This window comes from Asticcacaulis aquaticus, from assembly GCF_028550415.1.
GTDB lineage: Bacteria > Pseudomonadota > Alphaproteobacteria > Caulobacterales > Caulobacteraceae > Asticcacaulis > Asticcacaulis aquaticus.
Genome location: NZ_JAQQKX010000011.1, coordinates 91,493 through 109,809 on the forward strand (window position 1 = coordinate 91,493; position 18,317 = coordinate 109,809).

Annotated in this window: 13 protein-coding genes; 7 read left to right on the forward strand and 6 right to left on the reverse strand. The window is 62.4% G+C overall.

What is annotated here, in order from left to right; all coding sequences use genetic code 11:
- Window position 1 precedes the first annotated feature (1 nt).
- On the forward strand, window positions 2–2,701 hold the full coding sequence (locus PQU92_RS13575; RefSeq protein ID WP_272748779.1) for a valine--tRNA ligase: 2,700 nt from the start codon (window positions 2–4) through the stop codon (window positions 2,699–2,701).
- Between the two features lie 35 nt (window positions 2,702–2,736).
- On the opposite strand, the gene PQU92_RS13580 is transcribed toward PQU92_RS13575, so the two are convergent.
- The 3 genes from PQU92_RS13580 to PQU92_RS13590 form a co-directional block, all read right to left on the reverse strand.
- Window positions 2,737–4,017 (reverse strand): hypothetical protein, encoded by a 1,281-nt coding sequence (locus PQU92_RS13580; protein WP_272748780.1) that lies wholly within the window; start codon window positions 4,015–4,017, stop codon window positions 2,737–2,739.
- A 231-nt stretch (window positions 4,018–4,248) separates the two neighbouring features.
- On the reverse strand, window positions 4,249–5,463 hold the full coding sequence (locus PQU92_RS13585; protein WP_272748781.1) for a glycosyltransferase 87 family protein: 1,215 nt from the start codon (window positions 5,461–5,463) through the stop codon (window positions 4,249–4,251).
- Window positions 5,460–6,698 (reverse strand): hypothetical protein, encoded by a 1,239-nt coding sequence (locus tag PQU92_RS13590; protein WP_272748782.1) that lies wholly within the window; start codon window positions 6,696–6,698, stop codon window positions 5,460–5,462. Before PQU92_RS13590 ends, PQU92_RS13585 begins: the two co-directional genes overlap by 4 nt.
- A gap of 148 nt (window positions 6,699–6,846) precedes the next feature.
- Here PQU92_RS13590 and PQU92_RS13595 point away from each other — a divergent pair, with 148 nt between their 5' ends.
- Window positions 6,847–8,007 (forward strand): glycosyltransferase, encoded by a 1,161-nt coding sequence (locus PQU92_RS13595; protein WP_272748783.1) that lies wholly within the window; start codon window positions 6,847–6,849, stop codon window positions 8,005–8,007.
- 209 nt (window positions 8,008–8,216) lie between these two features.
- Here PQU92_RS13595 and PQU92_RS13600 read toward each other — a convergent pair whose 3' ends face one another.
- Entirely contained in the window at window positions 8,217–8,624 is a 408-nt protein-coding gene (locus PQU92_RS13600; protein ID WP_272748785.1) for a YMGG-like glycine zipper-containing protein, read from the reverse strand.
- A gap of 287 nt (window positions 8,625–8,911) precedes the next feature.
- On the opposite strand from PQU92_RS13600, the gene PQU92_RS13605 reads away from it, so the two are divergent.
- Window positions 8,912–10,165: a class I SAM-dependent RNA methyltransferase gene (locus PQU92_RS13605; protein WP_272748786.1), complete on the forward strand. Its 1,254-nt coding sequence runs from the start codon at window positions 8,912–8,914 to the stop codon at window positions 10,163–10,165.
- 9 nt (window positions 10,166–10,174) lie between these two features.
- Window positions 10,175–10,846 carry a glycosyltransferase gene (locus PQU92_RS13610; protein ID WP_272748787.1) on the forward strand — a complete coding sequence of 224 codons (672 nt, stop codon included), beginning with the start codon at window positions 10,175–10,177 and terminating at the stop codon, window positions 10,844–10,846.
- A 58-nt stretch (window positions 10,847–10,904) separates the two neighbouring features.
- Here the strand turns inward: PQU92_RS13610 and PQU92_RS13615 are convergent, their stop codons facing one another.
- On the reverse strand, window positions 10,905–12,668 hold the full coding sequence (locus PQU92_RS13615) for a lytic transglycosylase domain-containing protein (RefSeq protein ID WP_272748789.1): 1,764 nt from the start codon (window positions 12,666–12,668) through the stop codon (window positions 10,905–10,907).
- Between the two features lie 202 nt (window positions 12,669–12,870).
- Window positions 12,871–13,710: a uracil-DNA glycosylase gene (locus PQU92_RS13620; protein ID WP_272748790.1), complete on the reverse strand. Its 840-nt coding sequence runs from the start codon at window positions 13,708–13,710 to the stop codon at window positions 12,871–12,873.
- A 129-nt stretch (window positions 13,711–13,839) separates the two neighbouring features.
- On the opposite strand from PQU92_RS13620, the gene PQU92_RS13625 reads away from it, so the two are divergent.
- From PQU92_RS13625 to PQU92_RS13635, 3 genes are all read left to right on the forward strand, one after another.
- Complete coding sequence (locus tag PQU92_RS13625; protein WP_272748793.1) at window positions 13,840–15,510, forward strand: electron transfer flavoprotein-ubiquinone oxidoreductase; 1,671 nt, start codon at window positions 13,840–13,842, stop codon at window positions 15,508–15,510.
- 174 nt (window positions 15,511–15,684) lie between these two features.
- Complete coding sequence (locus PQU92_RS13630; protein ID WP_272748794.1) at window positions 15,685–17,466, forward strand: tetratricopeptide repeat protein; 1,782 nt, start codon at window positions 15,685–15,687, stop codon at window positions 17,464–17,466.
- Window positions 17,467–17,470: 4 nt separating this feature from the next.
- Window positions 17,471–18,316, forward strand: a complete 846-nt coding sequence (locus tag PQU92_RS13635) for a 4-(cytidine 5'-diphospho)-2-C-methyl-D-erythritol kinase (protein WP_272748796.1) — start codon at window positions 17,471–17,473, stop codon at window positions 18,314–18,316.
- Window position 18,317: the final 1 nt, after the last annotated feature.

Here is an 18,317-nt window from a genome sequence, read left to right on the forward strand (position 1 = left end):
CATGTTAGACAAGACCTTCGACCCCAAGTCCGCCGAACCCCGCCTGTACGAAATGTGGGAAAGCGCCGGCGCGTTCAAGCCGAGCGAAGACGAGGGGGCTGAGCCGTTTTCGATCGTTATCCCGCCGCCCAATGTAACCGGGTCGCTGCACATCGGTCATGCGCTGAACAACACGCTTCAGGACGTGCTGACGCGCTTCGAGAGGATGCGCGGTAAGGCAGCTCTGTGGCTGCCGGGCACCGATCACGCGGGTATCGCCACGCAAATGGTCGTCGAGCGTCAACTGGCCGCCGGGAACATCAGCCGCCGTGATATGGGCCGCGAGGCTTTCGTCGAGAAGGTGTGGCAGTGGAAGGCCGAATCGGGCGGCACCATCGTCGGGCAACTGCGCCGTCTGGGGGCGTCGTGCGACTGGTCGCGTGAACGCTTTACGCTGGATGACGGCCTGTCGGATGCCGTGCGCAAGGTCTTCGTTACCCTGCACAAGCAGGGCCTGATCTATCGCGACAAGCGTCTGGTCAACTGGGACCCGCATTTCCAGACCGCGATTTCGGACCTCGAAGTCGAACAGAAGGAGGTCGATGGCCACTACTGGCACTTCGCCTATCCGCTGGCCGATGGTGTGACGTTCCAGTATCCGGTCAAGGACGAAGAGGGCGTTGAGGGCTTCGAGACGCGCGACTATATCGTCGTCGCCACGACGCGGCCTGAGACCATGCTGGGTGATACCGCCGTGGCGGTTCACCCCGACGACGAGCGTTATAAGGACCTGATCGGCAAGGAGGTCATCCTGCCCATCACGGGCCGTCGCATCCCCATCGTCGGCGACGATTACGCCGATCCCACCAAGGGCTCCGGCGCGGTCAAGATCACCCCGGCACACGATTTCAACGATTTTCAGGTCGGCAAGCGCCACAACCTGCCGGTCATCAATATCCTGACGGCGTTTGCGACGCTGGATGACAGCGTGCCGGAGGATTATCGCGGCAAGGACCGTTTCGTCGCGCGCAAGGAGATCGTCGCCCGCGCCGAGGCCGAAGGCTGGCTGAAGGCGATCGAAAAGACCAAACATATCGTCCCGCACGGCGACCGTTCGGGCGTGGTCATCGAACCGTTCCTGACCGATCAGTGGTACGTCAATGCCGGTGAACTGGCTAAGGAAGCGCTGGCCGCCGTCGAGGATGGCCGCACGGTCTTCGAGCCGAAGAACTGGGAAAAGACCTATTTCGAATGGCTGCGCAATATCGAGCCGTGGTGCGTCTCGCGTCAGCTCTGGTGGGGCCACCGTATCCCGGCGTGGTTCGGGCCGGACGGTCAGATCTTCGTCGAAATGTCCGCCGAAGAGGCCAGCGCTGCCGCCGCGACACATTACGGTAAGGCCGTCGAACTGACTCAGGACGAAGACGTTCTCGACACCTGGTTCTCGTCGGCGCTGTGGCCGTTCTCGACCATGGGCTGGCCGGAGAATACGCGTGATCTGGAACGCTTTTACCCGACCCATACGCTGGTCACTGGGTTCGATATCATCTTCTTCTGGGTCGCCCGGATGATGATGATGGGTCTGCATTTCACCGGCAAGGCGCCGTTCCAGCGCGTCGTCATCAATGCCCTCGTTCGCGACGAGAAGGGGCAGAAGATGTCGAAGTCTAAGGGCAATGTCATGGATCCGCTTATCCTGATCGATGAGTTCGGCGCCGACGCCCTGCGCTTCACCCTGACGGCCATGTCGGGTCAGGGCCGGGACATCAAGCTGGCCAAACAACGCATTGAAGGTTATCGCAATTTCGGCACCAAGCTGTGGAACGCGCACCGCTTCGCCCAGATGAACGAATGCGCCGCGCCCGTCGGTTTCGATCCGGCGAACGTCAAGCTGACCCTGTCGCGCTGGATACGCGGCGAGACGCACAAGACCGTCAGGACGGTGACCGAAGCGCTGGAGGCCTGCGCCTTCGACGACGCGGCCAATGCCCTTTACCGCTTTGTGTGGAACGTCGTCTGCGACTGGTACGTCGAACTGTCGAAGCCGATCCTCAATGGCGACGATGCCGACGCCAAGGCCGAAATTCGCGCCACGACGGCGTGGGTGCTCGATCAGTGCCTGATCCTGCTGCACCCGGTCATGCCGTTCCTGACCGAGGAACTGTGGCAGGCGACGGAAGGCCGTGCCAATGCCCTGATCGTCCAGTCGTGGCCGACCTATGACGCGGCGGCCATCGACGCGGCAGCGGATACGGAGATTAACTGGCTGATCGACTTGATCTCGGAAGTCCGTTCGGTCCGTTCGGAAATGAACGTGCCGGGTTCGGCCAAGGTGCCGCTGACCCTCACGGGGGCCAACGACACGACGAAGGCGTGGCTTGAGACCCACCGCGATCTGATCCTGTTCCTCGGCCGTCTGGGTGAGGTCACCACCGCCGAGGCCGCGCCGACCGGCTCGGTGCCGTTCGTCATCGCCGAATCGACGGGTAATCTCAGTGTGGCCGAGTTCATAGACCTTAAGGCCGAGGCCGCGCGTCTGGAAAAGGCGATTGCCGACTTCACCAAGACGATCGACGGCACCAGGCGCAAGCTCGATAATCCGGAGTTCGTCCGGAAGGCCCCGGAAGAGGTCATCAGCGAAAATCAGGAACGTCTCAAGGATGCCGAAGACGGCAAGGCGCGCCTCTCGGTGGCGCTTGAGCGGCTGAAAGCCGCGCTGTAATGATAAAGCCCTCCGGTTTGTACCGGAGGGCTTTTTTATTCGGCGGCGGTCGCGACCGGCAGCGATGTCGCCTGTCCCGAAAGACCGGTACGTATCCGGCCGCGCCGCGCCCACAGCATGAGCCCGGCGGTCGTCGTCAGCAGCAGAGTGAAACTCAGTACCGACAGCGGAATGATCGGTATCGCATCGCCGTCCAGCAGGTTGATGAGCAGTATACCGGTAAACAGCGCCAGAAAGGCCCAGCTCAGCCAGCGGTAACCGGTGCGTCCCGTTTGCCGCGTAAGCCTCAGCAGGATGACGAGGCAGGGCGCGACATAGAGGATGTCGTAGTCCATCAGGCGCGGATTGACGAGCTGCGCGATGCCGAGGCCGAAGAGAAGGCGTTCTTCGCCGTTCAGGCGGCCGAATTCGGCGATCAGCAGGCCGGTCAGGGCGACGCCCGCCATATAGATCAGGGCCAGCCCCATGGACAGGGGCGCGTCCGGTGTCAGGCCGGTCCAGCTCAGCCACGCGAGGAGGCCGATGCCGGGCTGCTCGGTCATGACGATCTGAGCGAGGCTGGCCTTCCAGTCGTCGCCCCACGCCCCGGCGGTGAGCACAAGGGTCGCATAGGCGGCTATGCCCAGAACTCCGGCGGCAAGCCCGACACCCAGACGCGAACGCCAGGGCCGGTCCTGACACAGCAGCACCAGCAGGCAGGTCAGTAGCGTCGGCTTGAACAGGGCGCCGAAGATGACGGCGGCAATGAACGGCCAGCGCCGCCGGTCGAGCTGAAACAGGCCGCACAGGATCAGGCCGTGCAGGATGATACCGATATTGCCCGAGGCGATGCTGGAGCCGGTCAGGACTCCATAGACGGGGATACGCAGCAGCGGCGAGGCCTTGGGGAAGGCCTTGATCATGCCGACCCAGCCGATATAGGCGAGCGCCAGGCACAGGCCGAGCAGGTAGAGCCCGCGCGCGGCGTCATGGCCGATCAGGTCGAGCAGCGGCGCGAACGCTCTGGCGATCTGCGGCGCATAGACGTAGGGCGTGGGACTGAGTCCTTCGCACACCGGCGTCAGGCTGTAAGGCGATTGTCCGCGCCCGACCGTTTCCGCGGCGCAGGCGTAGGCATCGAAATCGACCAGCCACGGACGACCCTTGACGATGCGTCCGATGACGCCGGCGGTGAGGGGGAGGGTAAAGGCAAGGATCAGCCCGTTCCGCGCCGCCGTCGTGCCGCATACGCGCTTCAGCCAGCTAATGGCATCCTCAGCGGGGGACAGTTTGCCGGCAAGGCTCAGGCCTCGCTGAGCGGCGGAAAGGAACGACATGCAGGACTCCGATTTCGAGGCTCTGACCAAAGCGTTTTATTGGGGAGAAATTGAGGCTCGAAATGTGACTTTGTGGCAATGTCGGGTGCGGGAAACCTGATGCCTTGATTGTAGGGGTTGTGTTGGCTAACCCGGTTTTTGATATAAAAAAAGCATAAAGACAATTTTCATACGAATTTTCAGACGCCCGTCGCCGAAAAGTCACGAAAATCGCCAGACGGATGATTTGGTTCAGATTTTTCGTGCCAGTATTTGGCGAAGCCTGAGGGGCAAGGTGGCGGCCTCGGCCCGTAAGAGCGGCCAGTGGGCGACGACCACCGCGCTCGTGACGAACCCGCACAGAAGCGCACTCAGCAATATGCCGAGCGGAGCGGCCTTGACGGCGTCGATATCGGCCATGCTGAAAAACAGGGTGATGGACGTCACCGTCCACAGGCCGCGTTGCGCCCACCGGGCGGCGGTCGCCCCGGCATGGCGGGCCGTCAGGGCGATCAGCGCCAGAAACGGGCCGAGGATCAGGATGTCGTAATCCATGAGGCGGGGATTGAGCAGATGCGCGAACCCCAGCCCCAGCAGGAGCCGCTGATCGGCGTTCAGGCGCGTGATCTCGGCCAGAGCGAAGCCGCCCAGAGTCACGACGCCCAGATAGACGAGCAGCAGGCCCAGCCACAGCGGGCTGTCCGGGCTGCCGCCGAAGACCGAGGCCCAGGCGAAGAAGCTAATGCCCGGCTGCTGGGTCAGGACGATCTGATCCATCCGCGCCAGCCATTCCGCATGCAGGGGGCCGCTACCGTGCGACACCCCATAAAAGGCGGCGATCCCGCCGACCGCGCCCATCAGGGTGAAGCCGATGCGGCTGAGGATCTTACGGTCCTGATACAGCAGAACGACCAGATAGGTGAGCAGGACCGGCTTGATGAAGGCGGCGGTCACGACCGCGATCAGGAACGGCCAGCGGCTGCGGTTGAGGTACAGGGCCGCCGCCAGAATCACGCCGTGCAGGATCAGGCTGACATTGCCGCTGGCCAGCGAACTGCCGGTCAGGATGGCGCAGCCGAGCGCGCGCCAGCGCAGGCTCATCTCCGGGAAGGCCTTGATGAAGACGTACCAGACGCTGAGCGCCACCACGGGCACCAGCATCAGGGCATAGATGAGCCGCAACTGATCGAAGCTGAACAGGGCCGTCAGGGGAGCGAAAAACGCGGCGATCGCCGGCGGATAGACGAAGGGTGCCGGGTTGATGCCGGCGCAGACGGGCATAAGGGCGTAGGGCGACAGGCCGCGCCGGAGGTGATCGGCGCCGCAGATGAGTGAATCGAAATCGTTGAGCCACCATTTGCCCTTGAGCATCCGCCCCAGAAGCGACGACCAGACCGGCATGGTGAACAGGGCGACCCACAGGGTGGTGACCCAGGGTTTGCGGACGGGAGGCGGGGATACGGTCATTGGGGGGACGTCTTCAGGCGGGGCAGGAGGGCGCTCAGAACGATGTCGCGGCGCTGCGCGAAGGTCAGGACGCCGAGCGTCAGGACATAGAGGCTAAGACCCAGAGTGGCCAGTCGGGTCGTGTAATCGCCTAGTTCCGCCGCACCGCCGATCAGGCACAACAGGCAAAGGACGGTCAGGATCGTCAGGCCGCGGTCCTTGAACACCATCAGGGGCTTTGACGGGGCGCTGAGGTCGCGCGCATGAAGGGCGGCATAGACCAGACCGACGCCGATCAGGAAGACGTCCTGCGACATCAGGCGCGGGATCATCAGCACGCCGAGGCTGAGGCCCAGCCAGATGCGGGCGCGGGAACTCAGTCTGAGCCCTTCGGCTATGGCAAGGCCGCTGAGGGTCATCAGCCCGGCGAAGACCAGCCAGCCGATGGAGGCGATGGAGCTGTCGGCGCGGATACCGACCAGCGACAGCCAGCCGTAGAAGCTTTCGCCGGGGGTCAGGCTATAGACGAAATAGGACAGGGTCTGCCGCCACTGTTCGGACAGGGGGCTGTGTTCGGCGGCGAACAGGACGGTCGGCAACACCCCGGCGACGGCGCCGGCGATAAACAGGCCCAGGCGTTTCCACACGCTGAAATCGAGAAACAGCACGACGGCCAGATAGGTCAGGAACACCGGTTTGACGACCCCGCACAGGGCGACGACGGCGACGAACAGCCACGGAAAGCGTCGGGCCGTCATGGCCGACGCCAGCACGGCGGCGTGGCCGAGGACGGCGATATTACCCCACACGATGGCGCTGCCGGTCAGGAAGGCGGCGAAGGGCAGTTTCTGCATGAGGGTGGGGGCAACACTTTCCGTCTCTGTACTGTCTTCCTTTGTACCGGGTAGGACGCAATAGGTGCCCCAGAACAGTACTGCCAGACTGAGGACGTAAAGCCCGGTATAGAGCACGAACAACCCGTCCTGTCCGATGACCCGCACAACCGCCGCAAAGGCCTCGGCCACCACGGGCAGATAGACATAGACCGCCGTCGTGCCGTCCATGTCCTCGCACTTGAGGTTCATGTCGTAGAGCGCGCCGCCGTCGATGATCTTTTGCGCGCCGCAGGCCACCGCGCGATAGTCGCCGAACCAGGCATTGGACTTGCTGATCTTGCCCACCACACCGCTGAGGAGCGGCAGGGCGAACAGGAAAATGAGCAGGGCGCGCTTTACCGGCGCTGAAAACAGGGACATCTTTAGGCCTTCACCCCTCGAAGCCAGCACCCTCTGGTGTTGGTTTGTAAACCGCGATATAGCGGGCGGACATCTTGTCGCCGCTATAACAAGCGAAAGGCCTGTTGCCTACGGCGATGACGCCGACCTTATGTTTTAGGAGTTCTTTTTGCCAGACGCAAAATTTGCCGCTGACAATGCCCCCGCTCTCAGCCTCATTATCTGTACCCTGAATGAAGGCGCGGCGATTCGCAGCGTCGTGACCGAGATCGGCGAACACCTGACCGGCATCGACTATGAAATCGTCGTCGTCGATGACGATTCCAAGGACAATACCGCCGCCGAAGTCCTCGATCTGGGCAAGACCGATCCGCGCGTGCGCCTGTTCGTGCGCAAGGGCGAGCGTGGCCTGTCCTCGGCGGCGATCAAGGGCTGGGATATCGCAAAGGGCCGGGTGCTGGGCATCATGGACGGCGACGGTCAGCACGACCCGGTGGCGATCCGCGCCCTGGCCGACATGATTCTGGCCGGCGACAAGGATCTGGTCTGCGCCTCGCGCTATATCGGCAAGACCGATACCGGCCTGAGCTTTATCCGGGATCTGGGGTCCAAGGCCGCGACTCTGGCGACCGGTCTGGTGCTCAAGGTGCCGCTGACCGACCCGATGAGCGGCTGCTTCATGATGACGCGCGACTGGTACGATACGGCGCGCCCCAACCTGACCGGTGTGGGTTTCAAGATTTTGGTCGATGTCGTGGCCTCGACCAGGGTCAAGCCGCGCTTCGGTGAGGTCAAGGCGGCCCTGCGTCAGCGTCAGGGCGGCGAATCGAAACTCGATATCCGCGTGGTGCTCGATCTGGCGGCGCTGCTGGTCGAAAAAGCCACCAATGGCATCATCACGGCGCGCTTCGTCCTGTTCGGGCTGGTGGGCGTGTCGGGCGCGTTCGTCTATGCGCTGGTTCTGGCGGTCAGCCACTATCTGCTGCGCGTCGAAGGGGCCCTGCCGCTCTATCGCTATCAGGTGCGCTGGGACGATATCATCAATTACGGTCTGGCCATCTGGCTGTCGATGACGTGGAACTTCTGGCTCAACAATATCCTGACCTTCCGCGACAAGCGCCTCAAAGGCTGGCCGATGCTGACCGGGCTTCTGGGCTTTTATTTCGCCTGCTCGATCGGCGCGATCCTCAGCCTTGGCGTGGCGATCCTGCTGAAGGATTATTTCGGCTTCCACTGGTTCGCGGCGGGTATTTCGGCGGCGCTGTTGAGCGGCGTGTGGAACTACTGGGGCGCCAAGGCACTGGCCTGGAACCAGAAGAAGGGGATCTAAGGGCCTCGAAAGCGCATCCCAAAAAGTGCCTTGCGGTTTTTGGAATCAGATGCGCGTCTGTGAAAGCGCATCCCAAAAAGTGCCTTGCGGTTTTTGGAATCAGATGCGCGTCTGTAAAGACTCAAAAAAAGCCCCGCCTCCGGGGGATGAGAGGCGGGGCAAGTCGATCTGGAATCCCTCAGGAAGGGACGCTCTTCGGGGAGAAGGACTTAGTAACGACGGTCGTAGCGATCGCGACGGTCATAGCGGTCGTCGTAACGCTCGCGACGGTCGTAACGGTCGTCATAGCGGTCGCGGCTGTTGCCGTAGTACTGGCACTTGGTGTTGTCCGAGCCGACCTTGGCACCTATCACGCCGCCGAGGACCGCACCCAGGATGGTGCCTTCGGTCTTGGCGTTGCGGGCCGAGACGCCGTTGCCGACCGCCGCACCGGCGACGGCACCCAGAATGGCGCCATTGGTCTTGTTGTTGCTCTTCTGATCGCCGCAGTTTTCAGTGTAGCGGCGGTCGTCGTAACGATCGCGAGCGGAGGCCGTGCCGACCATACCGGCGCTCAGGAGCATACCCGAGGCCACGGCCGACAGAATGATCTTCTTAGTGGTGTTGATCTTGGTCATGGTGGTTATTCCTCAATTTCGTGAGCGTCGGCGGGGATCGCCTTGGCCGTTGATGACACCCTTTATAAGTCTCCGAACCTGAACGGTTTTTGAGAAACCCGTTCATCTTCGTTCAGGTTCGCTTTTTTCAGGCGGCAGCATTGAGGTGCAAAATCGGGAAATTAGCGTAAGAAAACAATGCTTACGGGGTGGTGAGGGCATGTGGGACAGATCAGACCCACGAAACCATCGAAACTTTTTTTCAGATTTTTGTTCAGGTTTTCTCACAGACTGTCTAAGGCCTCCCTATGAGCGAACTGACGTGTAAAATCGAAAAAGTCGGCTTTCAGGGCGACGGTATCACTGCCGACGGCCTGTTTGTGCCCCTGACCCTGCCCGGCGAAGAGGTGCGGGTGCGCGCCGACAAGGACCACGCCAAGCTGCTGGAGGTCCTGACGCCGTCGCCTGAGCGCGTCGAGGCGGCCTGCAAGCACTTCACTGTCTGCGGCGGATGCAGCCTCCAGCACTGGGACCTGCTGCCCTATAGCCAGTGGAAGCAGGAGACGCTTGAGGTCTTGCTGTCGCGCGCCGGGCTTGAGACCGAGGTGCGGCCGATCCTGACCACGCCGCCGGGTACGCGCCGTCGCGTCGGGTTGCACGCTAAGCAGTTCAAGGGTGCCAAAGGCATCGTGCGCACAGAACTGGGGTACAAGTTGCGCCGGTCGTGGGATCAGGTGCGCATCGAGGAATGCCCGATCGCCGATCCGATCATCGTGGCGGCTATTCCTGTGTTGACCGAGATCGCGTCTCATCTGTTCGAGCACCCGAAATCGGCGCCGATCCTGTCGGTCACCGTGTCGCAGACCGGGCTCGACATCGATATCCGCGGTGTCGAACGCACCAAAAGCGGTGGCCTGAGCGCCCAGGCGCGGATGGAAATCGCCATGATCGCGCAGACCTCCGATCTGGCGCGTATCTCGCTGTCCGACGAAATCCTCTATCAGGTGCGCCTGCCTGCCGTGCGTTTCGGGCGCGCGATGGTCGAACTGCCGACGGGCTCATTCCTGCAAGCCTCGCCGAAGTCCGAAGCCGATATGGTGGGGCTGGTCAAGGCGGCGGTGAGCGGTGCGAAATCGGTCGCCGACCTGTTCTGCGGCGCGGGGACCTTTACCTTTCCGCTGGCTGAGACCGCCTCGGTCTATGCCGCCGATACGGCCGGCGGAGCGCTCAAATCGCTTAAGGCCGCGATCGGACGCACGCCGGGCCTCAAGCCCATCACGGCAGAGGTCCGCGACCTGTTCCGCGCGCCGGTGGTGGCCGAGGAAATGGCCGGTTTCGACGCCATCGTCTTCGACCCGCCGCGCGCCGGGGCCGAGGCTCAGGCCGGGCAGATCGCCCGCTCGAAAGCCGGTCGCGTGGTCGGCATCAGCTGCAACCCGCAAACCTTTGCCCGCGATGCCAAGATTTTAACGGCGGCGGGCTTTAAACTGGAGCACGTCACGCCTATAGATCAGTTCCTGTGGTCCGGCCATGTCGAGCTGGTCGGGGTTTTTTCGCGTTAGGTACAGTTCTTGATTTCCGTCGTCATTCCCACCCTCAATGCCGAAGCGTCGCTGGTGCGCACGCTGGGCGCGCTGGTGCCTGCCGTGGTCGAAGGTCTGATCAAGGAAGTGATCATCGTCGATGCGGGGTCGGAGGATTCGACGCTGGAAATCGCCGATTCGACCGGCTGTACGATCATCCGCGCCGACGCCAATCGTGGCCTGCAACTGTGGCAGGGATGCAAAGAGGCCAAGGGCGACTGGCTGCTGATCCTGCATCCGGATTCGCTGCTCGGCGACGGCTGGATGGAGCACGTCCGCGCCCATATGCGGCATCATCCGCTGCGCGCCGGTTATTTCCGGCTGGCCTTCGACGATCCGTCGTGGTTCGCCAGCCTATGGGCCGAGGTGGTAGCCTTCAATTCGCGCTGGATGGCCATTCCGTCGGGCGACCACGGCCTGTTCCTGTCGCGGGCGCTGTACGACGCGGTCGGCGGCTATAAGGATCAGGTGGCGTTCGAGGACCTGAGCATCGATCTGGCGCTTGGCCGGGCGCGGTTGCGGTCGATCCCGGTTAGCCTGACGACCAACGGCGAGCGCTTCCGCAAAGGGAGTTGGTATCTGTCGCTGTTCGGCAAGTTCTTCGGCTTCATCGCCTATTTGCTCGGTTTCCCGCCAAAGCCGCCGATAAAGAAGAGTTAAAGCGCATTCCGAAAAGTGTGCAGCGGTTTTCGGAATTAAATGCGCGGCTAGAAAAAAATCAGTGATCCGCCATTACGTCGATGATCTTTGAATCCGACGCGGCCTGAGCCAGCGACTTGCTCTGTTTGCCCATAAGCTGACGATAGATCCAGTAGGACGCCACGACCTCTTCGACATATTGGCGGGTCTGGGCCACGGGGATTGATTCCATGACCAGCAGCGAGTCGGCGTCGTCGCCGACCGAGCGCACCGCGTCCTGCACCCACTTTTCGCCGGCATTATAGGCGGCCACGACGCGCAGCAGATCGCCGTCGATAATCCCTGATGAGGACAGTTTCAGCACGTAATCCTGACCGACCTGAAGATTGACCGCCGGGTCGAGCAACTGATCCGGCTTGCTCATCAGGCTGGAGTCGCGCGTGACCACATAGGCGGTGGCGGGCATCAGTTGCAGCAGGCCATAGGCCCCGGCATAGCTCTTGGCCTTGGCGTTGAACTTGCTCTCTTTTTTGGCAAAGGCATAGAGCAGGGCCTTGTCGATCTTATAGCCTTCGGTGGGCGCAAGGTCCGGCATGGCGTAGTTAGACGCGTCGAACAGGCGGTCCGAGGTCTTGACCTGATTGACCGACAGGTCGTGCGCGGCCGCGAGCGCCAGCCAGTTGTTGCGCGTATCCTGATCCGGCGAACGTTGAATGGCGGTTTGCAGTTCGGTCTTCGCCTCGCCCTTACGGTTCAGTTGCACCAGCATCGAGACGCGCTTTGCCTGCGGATTGCCCTTGGCCCAGTCGAAATCGGCGTTCAGCGTCGCGGCATAGGCACCGCGCGTGCCTTCCTGAAATACCGGCGGCAGGCCTTTTTGCGCGCGCATGACGGCGGGCTCGACGCCCAGACGCTGCTCGGCCAGCAGACCGTAGAAGGTGAAGGGGAAGGAGGCCGCGAACTTGAAATAGAGGTCGGCCTCGTCCTTGCGGCCCAGCTTGGTGGCGATGCGTCCGGCCCAGTAGGCGCCGCCCGACTGGCTCCACGCGTTCTGGCTGGGGTCGTTGACGACGAAATCGAAGTGTTTCAGCGCCTCGTCATAGCGCTTGAGCCGGAACGCCGCGAGGCCCGCGACCCAGCGGTCGCCGATCTGAACGCCCAGACGGATCGCCTGATCCAGCTTGCCGTCATTATAGGCCGAACGCGCCGATTTGGGCGTCAGGGCCGAGTCGGGACCGGCGGTGGCGGCCTTGACTTCGGACTTTTGCGGCTGATTGAAGCTGACGCCGGAGAGTTTCTGTGCGCCTTCAAGCTTCGGAAACGGTGGGTCTTCGGCACCGTCGGGTTTCTTGCGCTTGGCCAGGTTCCAGGCCCGCATGGCCTGAGGATGATCGGGATAGCGCTCCAGCCAGCTCATAAGCTCTTCGTAGGAGGCGGTGTAACCGGCGTGGAAGAGCTTGTTGAACTCGACATAGCCCATCAGGCTCTTGTCGGTGATCTTTTCGATCGAGGCGTCGGCGGCGGCGAAATCGCCTTTTTCGATGGCATCGAACGCCGCCTGATAGAGTTGCGCATCCCACGGCGACAGGCCGCTATCGAGCGCCGGATTGGCAGGGGCGACTTTCTTGAGGCTGGTATAGGCGACGGGTTTTTTCGGGGTGTCGGACGCCGAGACCAGTTGCACCACGCCCTTGTAGGCGTTCTGCGGGGCATTGAGGATGGCATCGACGGTTTTGTCGCCCGTCTGGGCGAGGAGGGGGGAACCCACGCAAAGGCCGGTCAGCGCGGTGGCCGTCGTGATCAGGGCACGGAGGTTTCGGGCGCGCATCGCGTCTCTGGTCAAGGGGGCTCTCCGTCGTTGTTGATCCGAGTCGTAGAGTGTCCACCGTCAGGCCGGAAAATCGCGGCGCGAAATCACGATGTACTAAATCAGCATCCCCCAGTGACCTATTGGTCATGATGCCCATCAAGGATGCAGTTGAAAGTCTAATCAAATCTTAATGCAAAAGCAAGTCTGACGGCTTGCACGCTTATGTGAGGGCCAATTACAGAGAGGCCGTCGCTGCGAGGAAATCGGCCCAGAACGCCTTCTTGGCCAAGGGTTGCGTTAGCAAAAACGCCGCTGGGAAGGTGGCATAGGCGGGCACCTTGGTGCCGTTGGGCAGGGCGATGTCCTGCGGCTTGCCACGCAGTTTCTGGACGCTGTCGCTGGTCCCCAAGGTCACGCGAATGGCCGTCCCACCAAGCAGAATCACGGTTTTCGGCGCGCTCAGTTCGATCAGGCGCGTCATGAACGGCGCGGTCAGGGCCACGTCCTCGTCGGTCGCCGGACGGCTGCCTGCCGGACGCCAGAACAGGCCGGGCAGCAGGGTGGCGCGCTCGGTCAGGCCCAGCGCCTTCAAAGCCGCATCGACCAGACGACCGGGTTTGCCCGTGAACGCCTCCAGCGCTTCGTCTTCGTCCGCGTCCGGCACTTCACCGATGATCAGGACCTCGCCTTGAGTCGCGCTGCGCCCCCTGATTACGCCCTTGCCGCCTTCGTAGCGCATCGGCGCGTCGGCAAAACCGTCGATGGCCGTATAAAGCGCCTCGATCGTTGGCGCCTGAGAGGCCAGCGCGGTTGCCAGGGTGACGGCCTGATCGAGATTGAAATTTTTCAGGTTTTCCGGCCGCAACGCATTGACGCGCGTCGCGATCGGCAGGGGTGTGACCGTGGCCAAGGTGCTGGCTTGCGCGGAATTGGCCGGGCCGCCCGCAAAACGCGATTTATTTTCCGCCAAAAGACGGTTAGTAGGCTCGGGATCGAAGGTGTCTTCCAGCTCATGGTCGCTCAGAAAGCTGAGATAGCTTTCCCACTCCCGGATCTGTTGGGGGCTTGGCGGCATGGCGGCGCGGACACTTTGCGAAAAAAGAACCGATGAGGGTCTTTACAGTCTTTACGGAAACTGTGCCAAAAGATCAAACATCATAATCAAACGCGCCTCTGCGAAAGGCGCGACCGAGGGTTTAGAGACATGTCCGACGCCGCAGTTGAACGCGAATCGATGGAATATGACGTCGTCATCGTCGGCGGCGGTCCGGCGGGCCTGGCGGCGGCAATACGTCTGAAGCAGAAGGTGCAGGCCGACGGCGGCGACATTTCCGTGGCCCTGCTCGAAAAGGGCTCGGAAATCGGCGCGCACATCCTGTCAGGCGCGGTGATCGACCCGTCGGGCCTGTCGGAACTGTTCCCGAACTGGAAGGAACTGGGGGCACCGCTGGAAACCGCGGTGACTGAGGACCGCTTTATCTATCTGGGGCCGCAGGGCGCGCTCGATATTTCGGCCCTGCCCATGCCGTCCTACATGAAGAACCACGGCTGCTATATCGGCTCGCTCGGCAATCTGGCGCGCTGGCTGGCCGAACAGGCCGAGGCTCTGGGCGTCGAAATCTATCCCGGCATGGCCTGCTCCGAAGTGCTCTATGACGATAGCGGCGCGGTGGCCGGGGTCGTGGCGGGCGTGTTCGGTCTCAACCGCGAAGGCGAGCCCAAGGGCGATTATCAGCCGGGTCTGGAACTGCGGGCGAAATACACCTTCTTCGCCGAGGGCGTGCGCGGCTCGCTGTCGCAGCAAGTCATCCGTAAGTACGAGCTCGACAAGGACAGCGATTATCAGAAATACGGCCTTGGTATCAAGGAGTTGTGGAAAATACCTAAGGCGAAGCACAAGCCGGGTTATGTCCAGCACACGCTTGGCTGGCCGCTGGATGACAAAACCGGCGGCGGGTCGTTCCTCTATCACTTCGGCGATGAGTTCGTGGCTATCGGCTTCGTCGTTCACCTGAACTATCAGAACCCGTATCTGTCGCCCTTCGACGAATTCCAGCGCTTCAAGCAGCACCCGGTGGTGCGCGAGCATCTGGAAGGCGGGTCGCGCGTGTCGTACGGCGCGCGGGCGATCACCGAAGGCGGCTATCAGTCGGTGCCGAAGCTCAGCTTCCCCGGCGGGGTGCTGATCGGTTGCTCGGCGGGTTTCGTCAATGTGCCGCGCATCAAGGGCAGTCACAACGCCGTCAAGTCGGCCATTCTGGCTGCCGATGCCGCCTATAAGGCCATTGCGTCCGGCGACGCACCGTCGACTCTGGAAGCCTATGATGCGGCCTATAAGGCGTCGGACATCGCGCGCGAACTGTACGCCGTGCGTAACGTCAAGCCGCTGCTGACCAAATTCGGCACGACGCTCGGCACGCTGCTGGGTGGGGTTGAAATGATGACGACGGGCCTCTTCGGCGGCTGGTCGCCGTGGGGTACGCTGAAACACGGCAAGTCCGACGCCCAGTCGATCAAACCGGCGGCGGACTTCAAGCCGATCGCCTATCCCAAGCCCGACGGCAAGCTGAGCTTCGACAAGCTGTCCTCGGTGTTCATTTCGAACACCAACCACGAGGAAGACCAGCCGGTCCATCTGCGTCTCAAAGACCCGGAGGTGCCGATCGCCATCAACCTGCCCAAATATGCCGAACCGGCGCAACGCTACTGCCCGGCGGGGGTCTATGAGATCGTCGAGGACGCGGGCAAGCCGCGTTTCCAGATCAACGCCCAGAACTGCGTCCACTGCAAGACCTGCGACATCAAGGACCCGACCCAGAACATCGTCTGGACGACGCCCGAAGGCGGCGGCGGGCCGAACTATCCCAATATGTAATCCTCTCACTTTTGCCCCTCTGACGAGGGACAAAAGTGGTGGTGGATATCGACAAATTCAGGCTCGGGGCGGCCCTTCGCCTGAATTTGGCATTATTTTAAGTTGTTTAAGGACTTGATCCAGCCTTGTTTCGCGGGTTCACTGCATGACAAGCCTAGTCCGAAAGCGTCAATTATGAAGTCTATCCTGAAATCCGCCGTTGCCGTTGCGGCGCTCCTGTGTCTGGCGGCGCCCGCCATGGCGCGTGATGCGCGCTTTACCGACAATCCCTATGGTGATTATCTGGTCGGTAAGCTGGCGGCGTCTCAGGGCGACACGGAAACCGCGGCGCGGGCGCTGATGGCGGCGGCGGACGCCGATCCGGCCAACAACGCCTTGCGTGAACGCGCCTTTCTGGCGGCGGTACTGGGCGGCGATATGGACTTTGCCGCGAAGCACCTGCCGGAATCCGGCAGCCGCTTTTCCCGCAATCTCGGCACGCAGGTCAGGGCACTCGATGCCGTGCGCTCGGGCAACGGCAAGGCGGCGGTGACCGCCATCGAGGCCTCCGTCGCGCTCGACGCCAACGACCGCACGACCTTGCTGCTCAAGCCGCTGATCTATGCCGAGGCGAAGCAGTGGGACAAGGCCATCGACAACGGCCTGATCGCCGAACTCAGCCCCGAATCGGCCAGCAAGCGCGACCGGCTGGTCGTCTTCCTGCAAGCCGCCAATCAGGCGCGTCTGCTCGAACTGAAAGGCCGCAATGCCGACGCCGAGTCGGTCTATAAGCTGATCTGTCAGCCCGGTCCGGCCAATGTCCTGTTCGGGCCCTATTATGCGTCGTTTCTGGAGCGTCGCGGTCGCAAGGACGAGGCGCGCAAGATCTATACCGATATCCTCAGCGTCTCCGAAGACCGGCTGGTCCGTCATCAGTTGGAGACGCTCGATGCCAAGGGCTATCGCAAACCGAAAAAGCCGACGGTGCGACTGATCATGGCCGACAGCCTGTTCCTGTCGGCGACGCTCTACGCGTCGGAGCAGCAGCCTGAAATGGCGCTGGCGACGGTACGCCTGTCGCAGTTTTCGTCGCCGGATACACCCGACGCGGCCCGCACTCAGGACCGGTCGCGGCTTCTGGCCGGGCAGGTGCTGGTCCGCATGCGCGACACACAGGCGGCGCAGGAGGAGTGGGCGTCGATTGAGCCGGACTCGCCGTTTTATCAGGAAGCGCAGTTGCGCGCCGCCTGGGGCCTGAAGGAAGCCGACGACCTCGACGGGGCGTTCGAGATTTTCACCCGCCTGAACGCCGCCAATCCGAAGGACGCCGACATCGCGGTCGAGCGCGCCCGCATCCTGTGGGAAAAGGACGACACGGCGGGCGCGATCAAACTGATGGACGACTACGTTGCGCAATACGGCGACGGGGCCTTTACGTGGCAGTCGTGGTTCACGCTGGCTGTGTTGCATCAGGCGTCGGGCGACTGGGAAAAGACCAAGGTCGCCGCCAGAAAGGGTCTGGCGTTCCAACCGGATAGCCCGGAACTGCTGAATCTGCTCGGTTATGGCATGATCGACCGCAACGAGAACCTGCCCGAAGGCGTGGCGATGGTGCGCAAGGCGCTGGACAAGAGCCCGCGGTCGGGTGCGATCATGGACTCGCTCGGCTGGGGCTATTTCAAGCAGGGGGATAACGATCAGGCCCTGCTGTGGATCGAGCGCGCCATCGCGCTGCAACCGGCCGATCCGGAAATCAACGAACATCTGGGCGACGTCTATAACGCCATGGGCCGCGATATCGAAGCGAAGTTCCAGTGGTCGCGCGTCCTGACGCTTGAGGCCGACGACGCGCAGAAAGCCAGCGTGACCGCAAAGATCGAGGCGGCGGATAAGCTTGCGGCGCAGAAGCTGGCCGAGGCCGATGCGGTGAAACCGGCGCCGAAGCCCGTGACCAAACCGGTTATCAAAACCAAATAAGCTGATGCCCAAAATATCCCGATTGGCCCCGGCCAAGGTCAATCTGTACCTGCACGTCGCCGCGCCCGATGCGCGGGGCTATCATCCTCTGCGTAGTCTGGTGGTCTTCGCCGACTATGGCGACGAGGTGAGTTTGTCGCCGGGGCAGGGTCGGCTGACTATCGACGGGCCGTTCGCTGAGGGCCTAAGTACAGGCGAAGACAATCTGATCCTGAACGCCGTGCGGCGGTTCGAGGCGGCCACGGGCGTGAGCGTGGATCGGCACGATATCCACCTGACCAAGAACCTGCCAGTGGCGTCCGGTATCGGGGGCGGTAGCGCCGACGCGGGCGCGGTCCTGCACCTGCTGCGCGAAGCCTATGCGCCGGACATGTCTGACGCGGCGTTGGAAGCCGTCGCGGCGCAGACGGGAGCCGATGGTGTGATGTGCCTGTGGTCGAAAGCCGCGATTGCCGAAGGTTACGGTGAGGTGCTGACACCGGTCGAAGTGCCGTCGCTGGCGGCGGTGCTGATCAATCCGGGCATCGCATGTTCGACGCCCGCCGTGTTCAGGGCCTACGATGCGCAAGGGTCGTTCGAACCCATAGACGCGGATATATCGGGGGATTTCATCGCGTTTCTGCGCACCACGCGCAACGACCTTGAGGCCCCGGCGATGGCGCTGCATCCCCTGATCGGGCAGATTTTACGCGCGCTGGAGACCTACGAAGACGCACGATTTGCCCGCATGTCGGGCTCGGGCGCGACGTGTTTTGCCCTGTGCGATACAGAGGCCGATGCGGACAGATTGGCTGCCAGACTGCGTCAGGACTGGCCCAATGCGTGGGTGCAGGCCTGTATGTTGAAGTGAG

What these genes read in the sequence shown, in the direction of transcription:
- PQU92_RS13575 (WP_272748779.1), top strand. Translation starts at nt 2, where the DNA reads ATGTTAGACAAGACCTTCGACCCCAAGTCCGCCGAACCCCGCCTGTAC.
- PQU92_RS13580 (WP_272748780.1), bottom strand. Translation starts at nt 4,017, where the DNA reads ATGTCGTTCCTTTCCGCCGCTCAGCGAGGCCTGAGCCTTGCCGGCAAA.
- PQU92_RS13585 (WP_272748781.1), bottom strand. Translation starts at nt 5,463, where the DNA reads ATGACCGTATCCCCGCCTCCCGTCCGCAAACCCTGGGTCACCACCCTG.
- PQU92_RS13590 (WP_272748782.1), bottom strand. Translation starts at nt 6,698, where the DNA reads ATGTCCCTGTTTTCAGCGCCGGTAAAGCGCGCCCTGCTCATTTTCCTG.
- PQU92_RS13600 (WP_272748785.1), bottom strand. Translation starts at nt 8,624, where the DNA reads ATGACCAAGATCAACACCACTAAGAAGATCATTCTGTCGGCCGTGGCC.
- PQU92_RS13605 (WP_272748786.1), top strand. Translation starts at nt 8,912, where the DNA reads ATGAGCGAACTGACGTGTAAAATCGAAAAAGTCGGCTTTCAGGGCGAC.
- PQU92_RS13620 (WP_272748790.1), bottom strand. Translation starts at nt 13,710, where the DNA reads ATGCCGCCAAGCCCCCAACAGATCCGGGAGTGGGAAAGCTATCTCAGC.
- PQU92_RS13625 (WP_272748793.1), top strand. Translation starts at nt 13,840, where the DNA reads ATGTCCGACGCCGCAGTTGAACGCGAATCGATGGAATATGACGTCGTC.
- PQU92_RS13630 (WP_272748794.1), top strand. Translation starts at nt 15,685, where the DNA reads ATGAAGTCTATCCTGAAATCCGCCGTTGCCGTTGCGGCGCTCCTGTGT.
- PQU92_RS13635 (WP_272748796.1), top strand. Translation starts at nt 17,471, where the DNA reads ATGCCCAAAATATCCCGATTGGCCCCGGCCAAGGTCAATCTGTACCTG.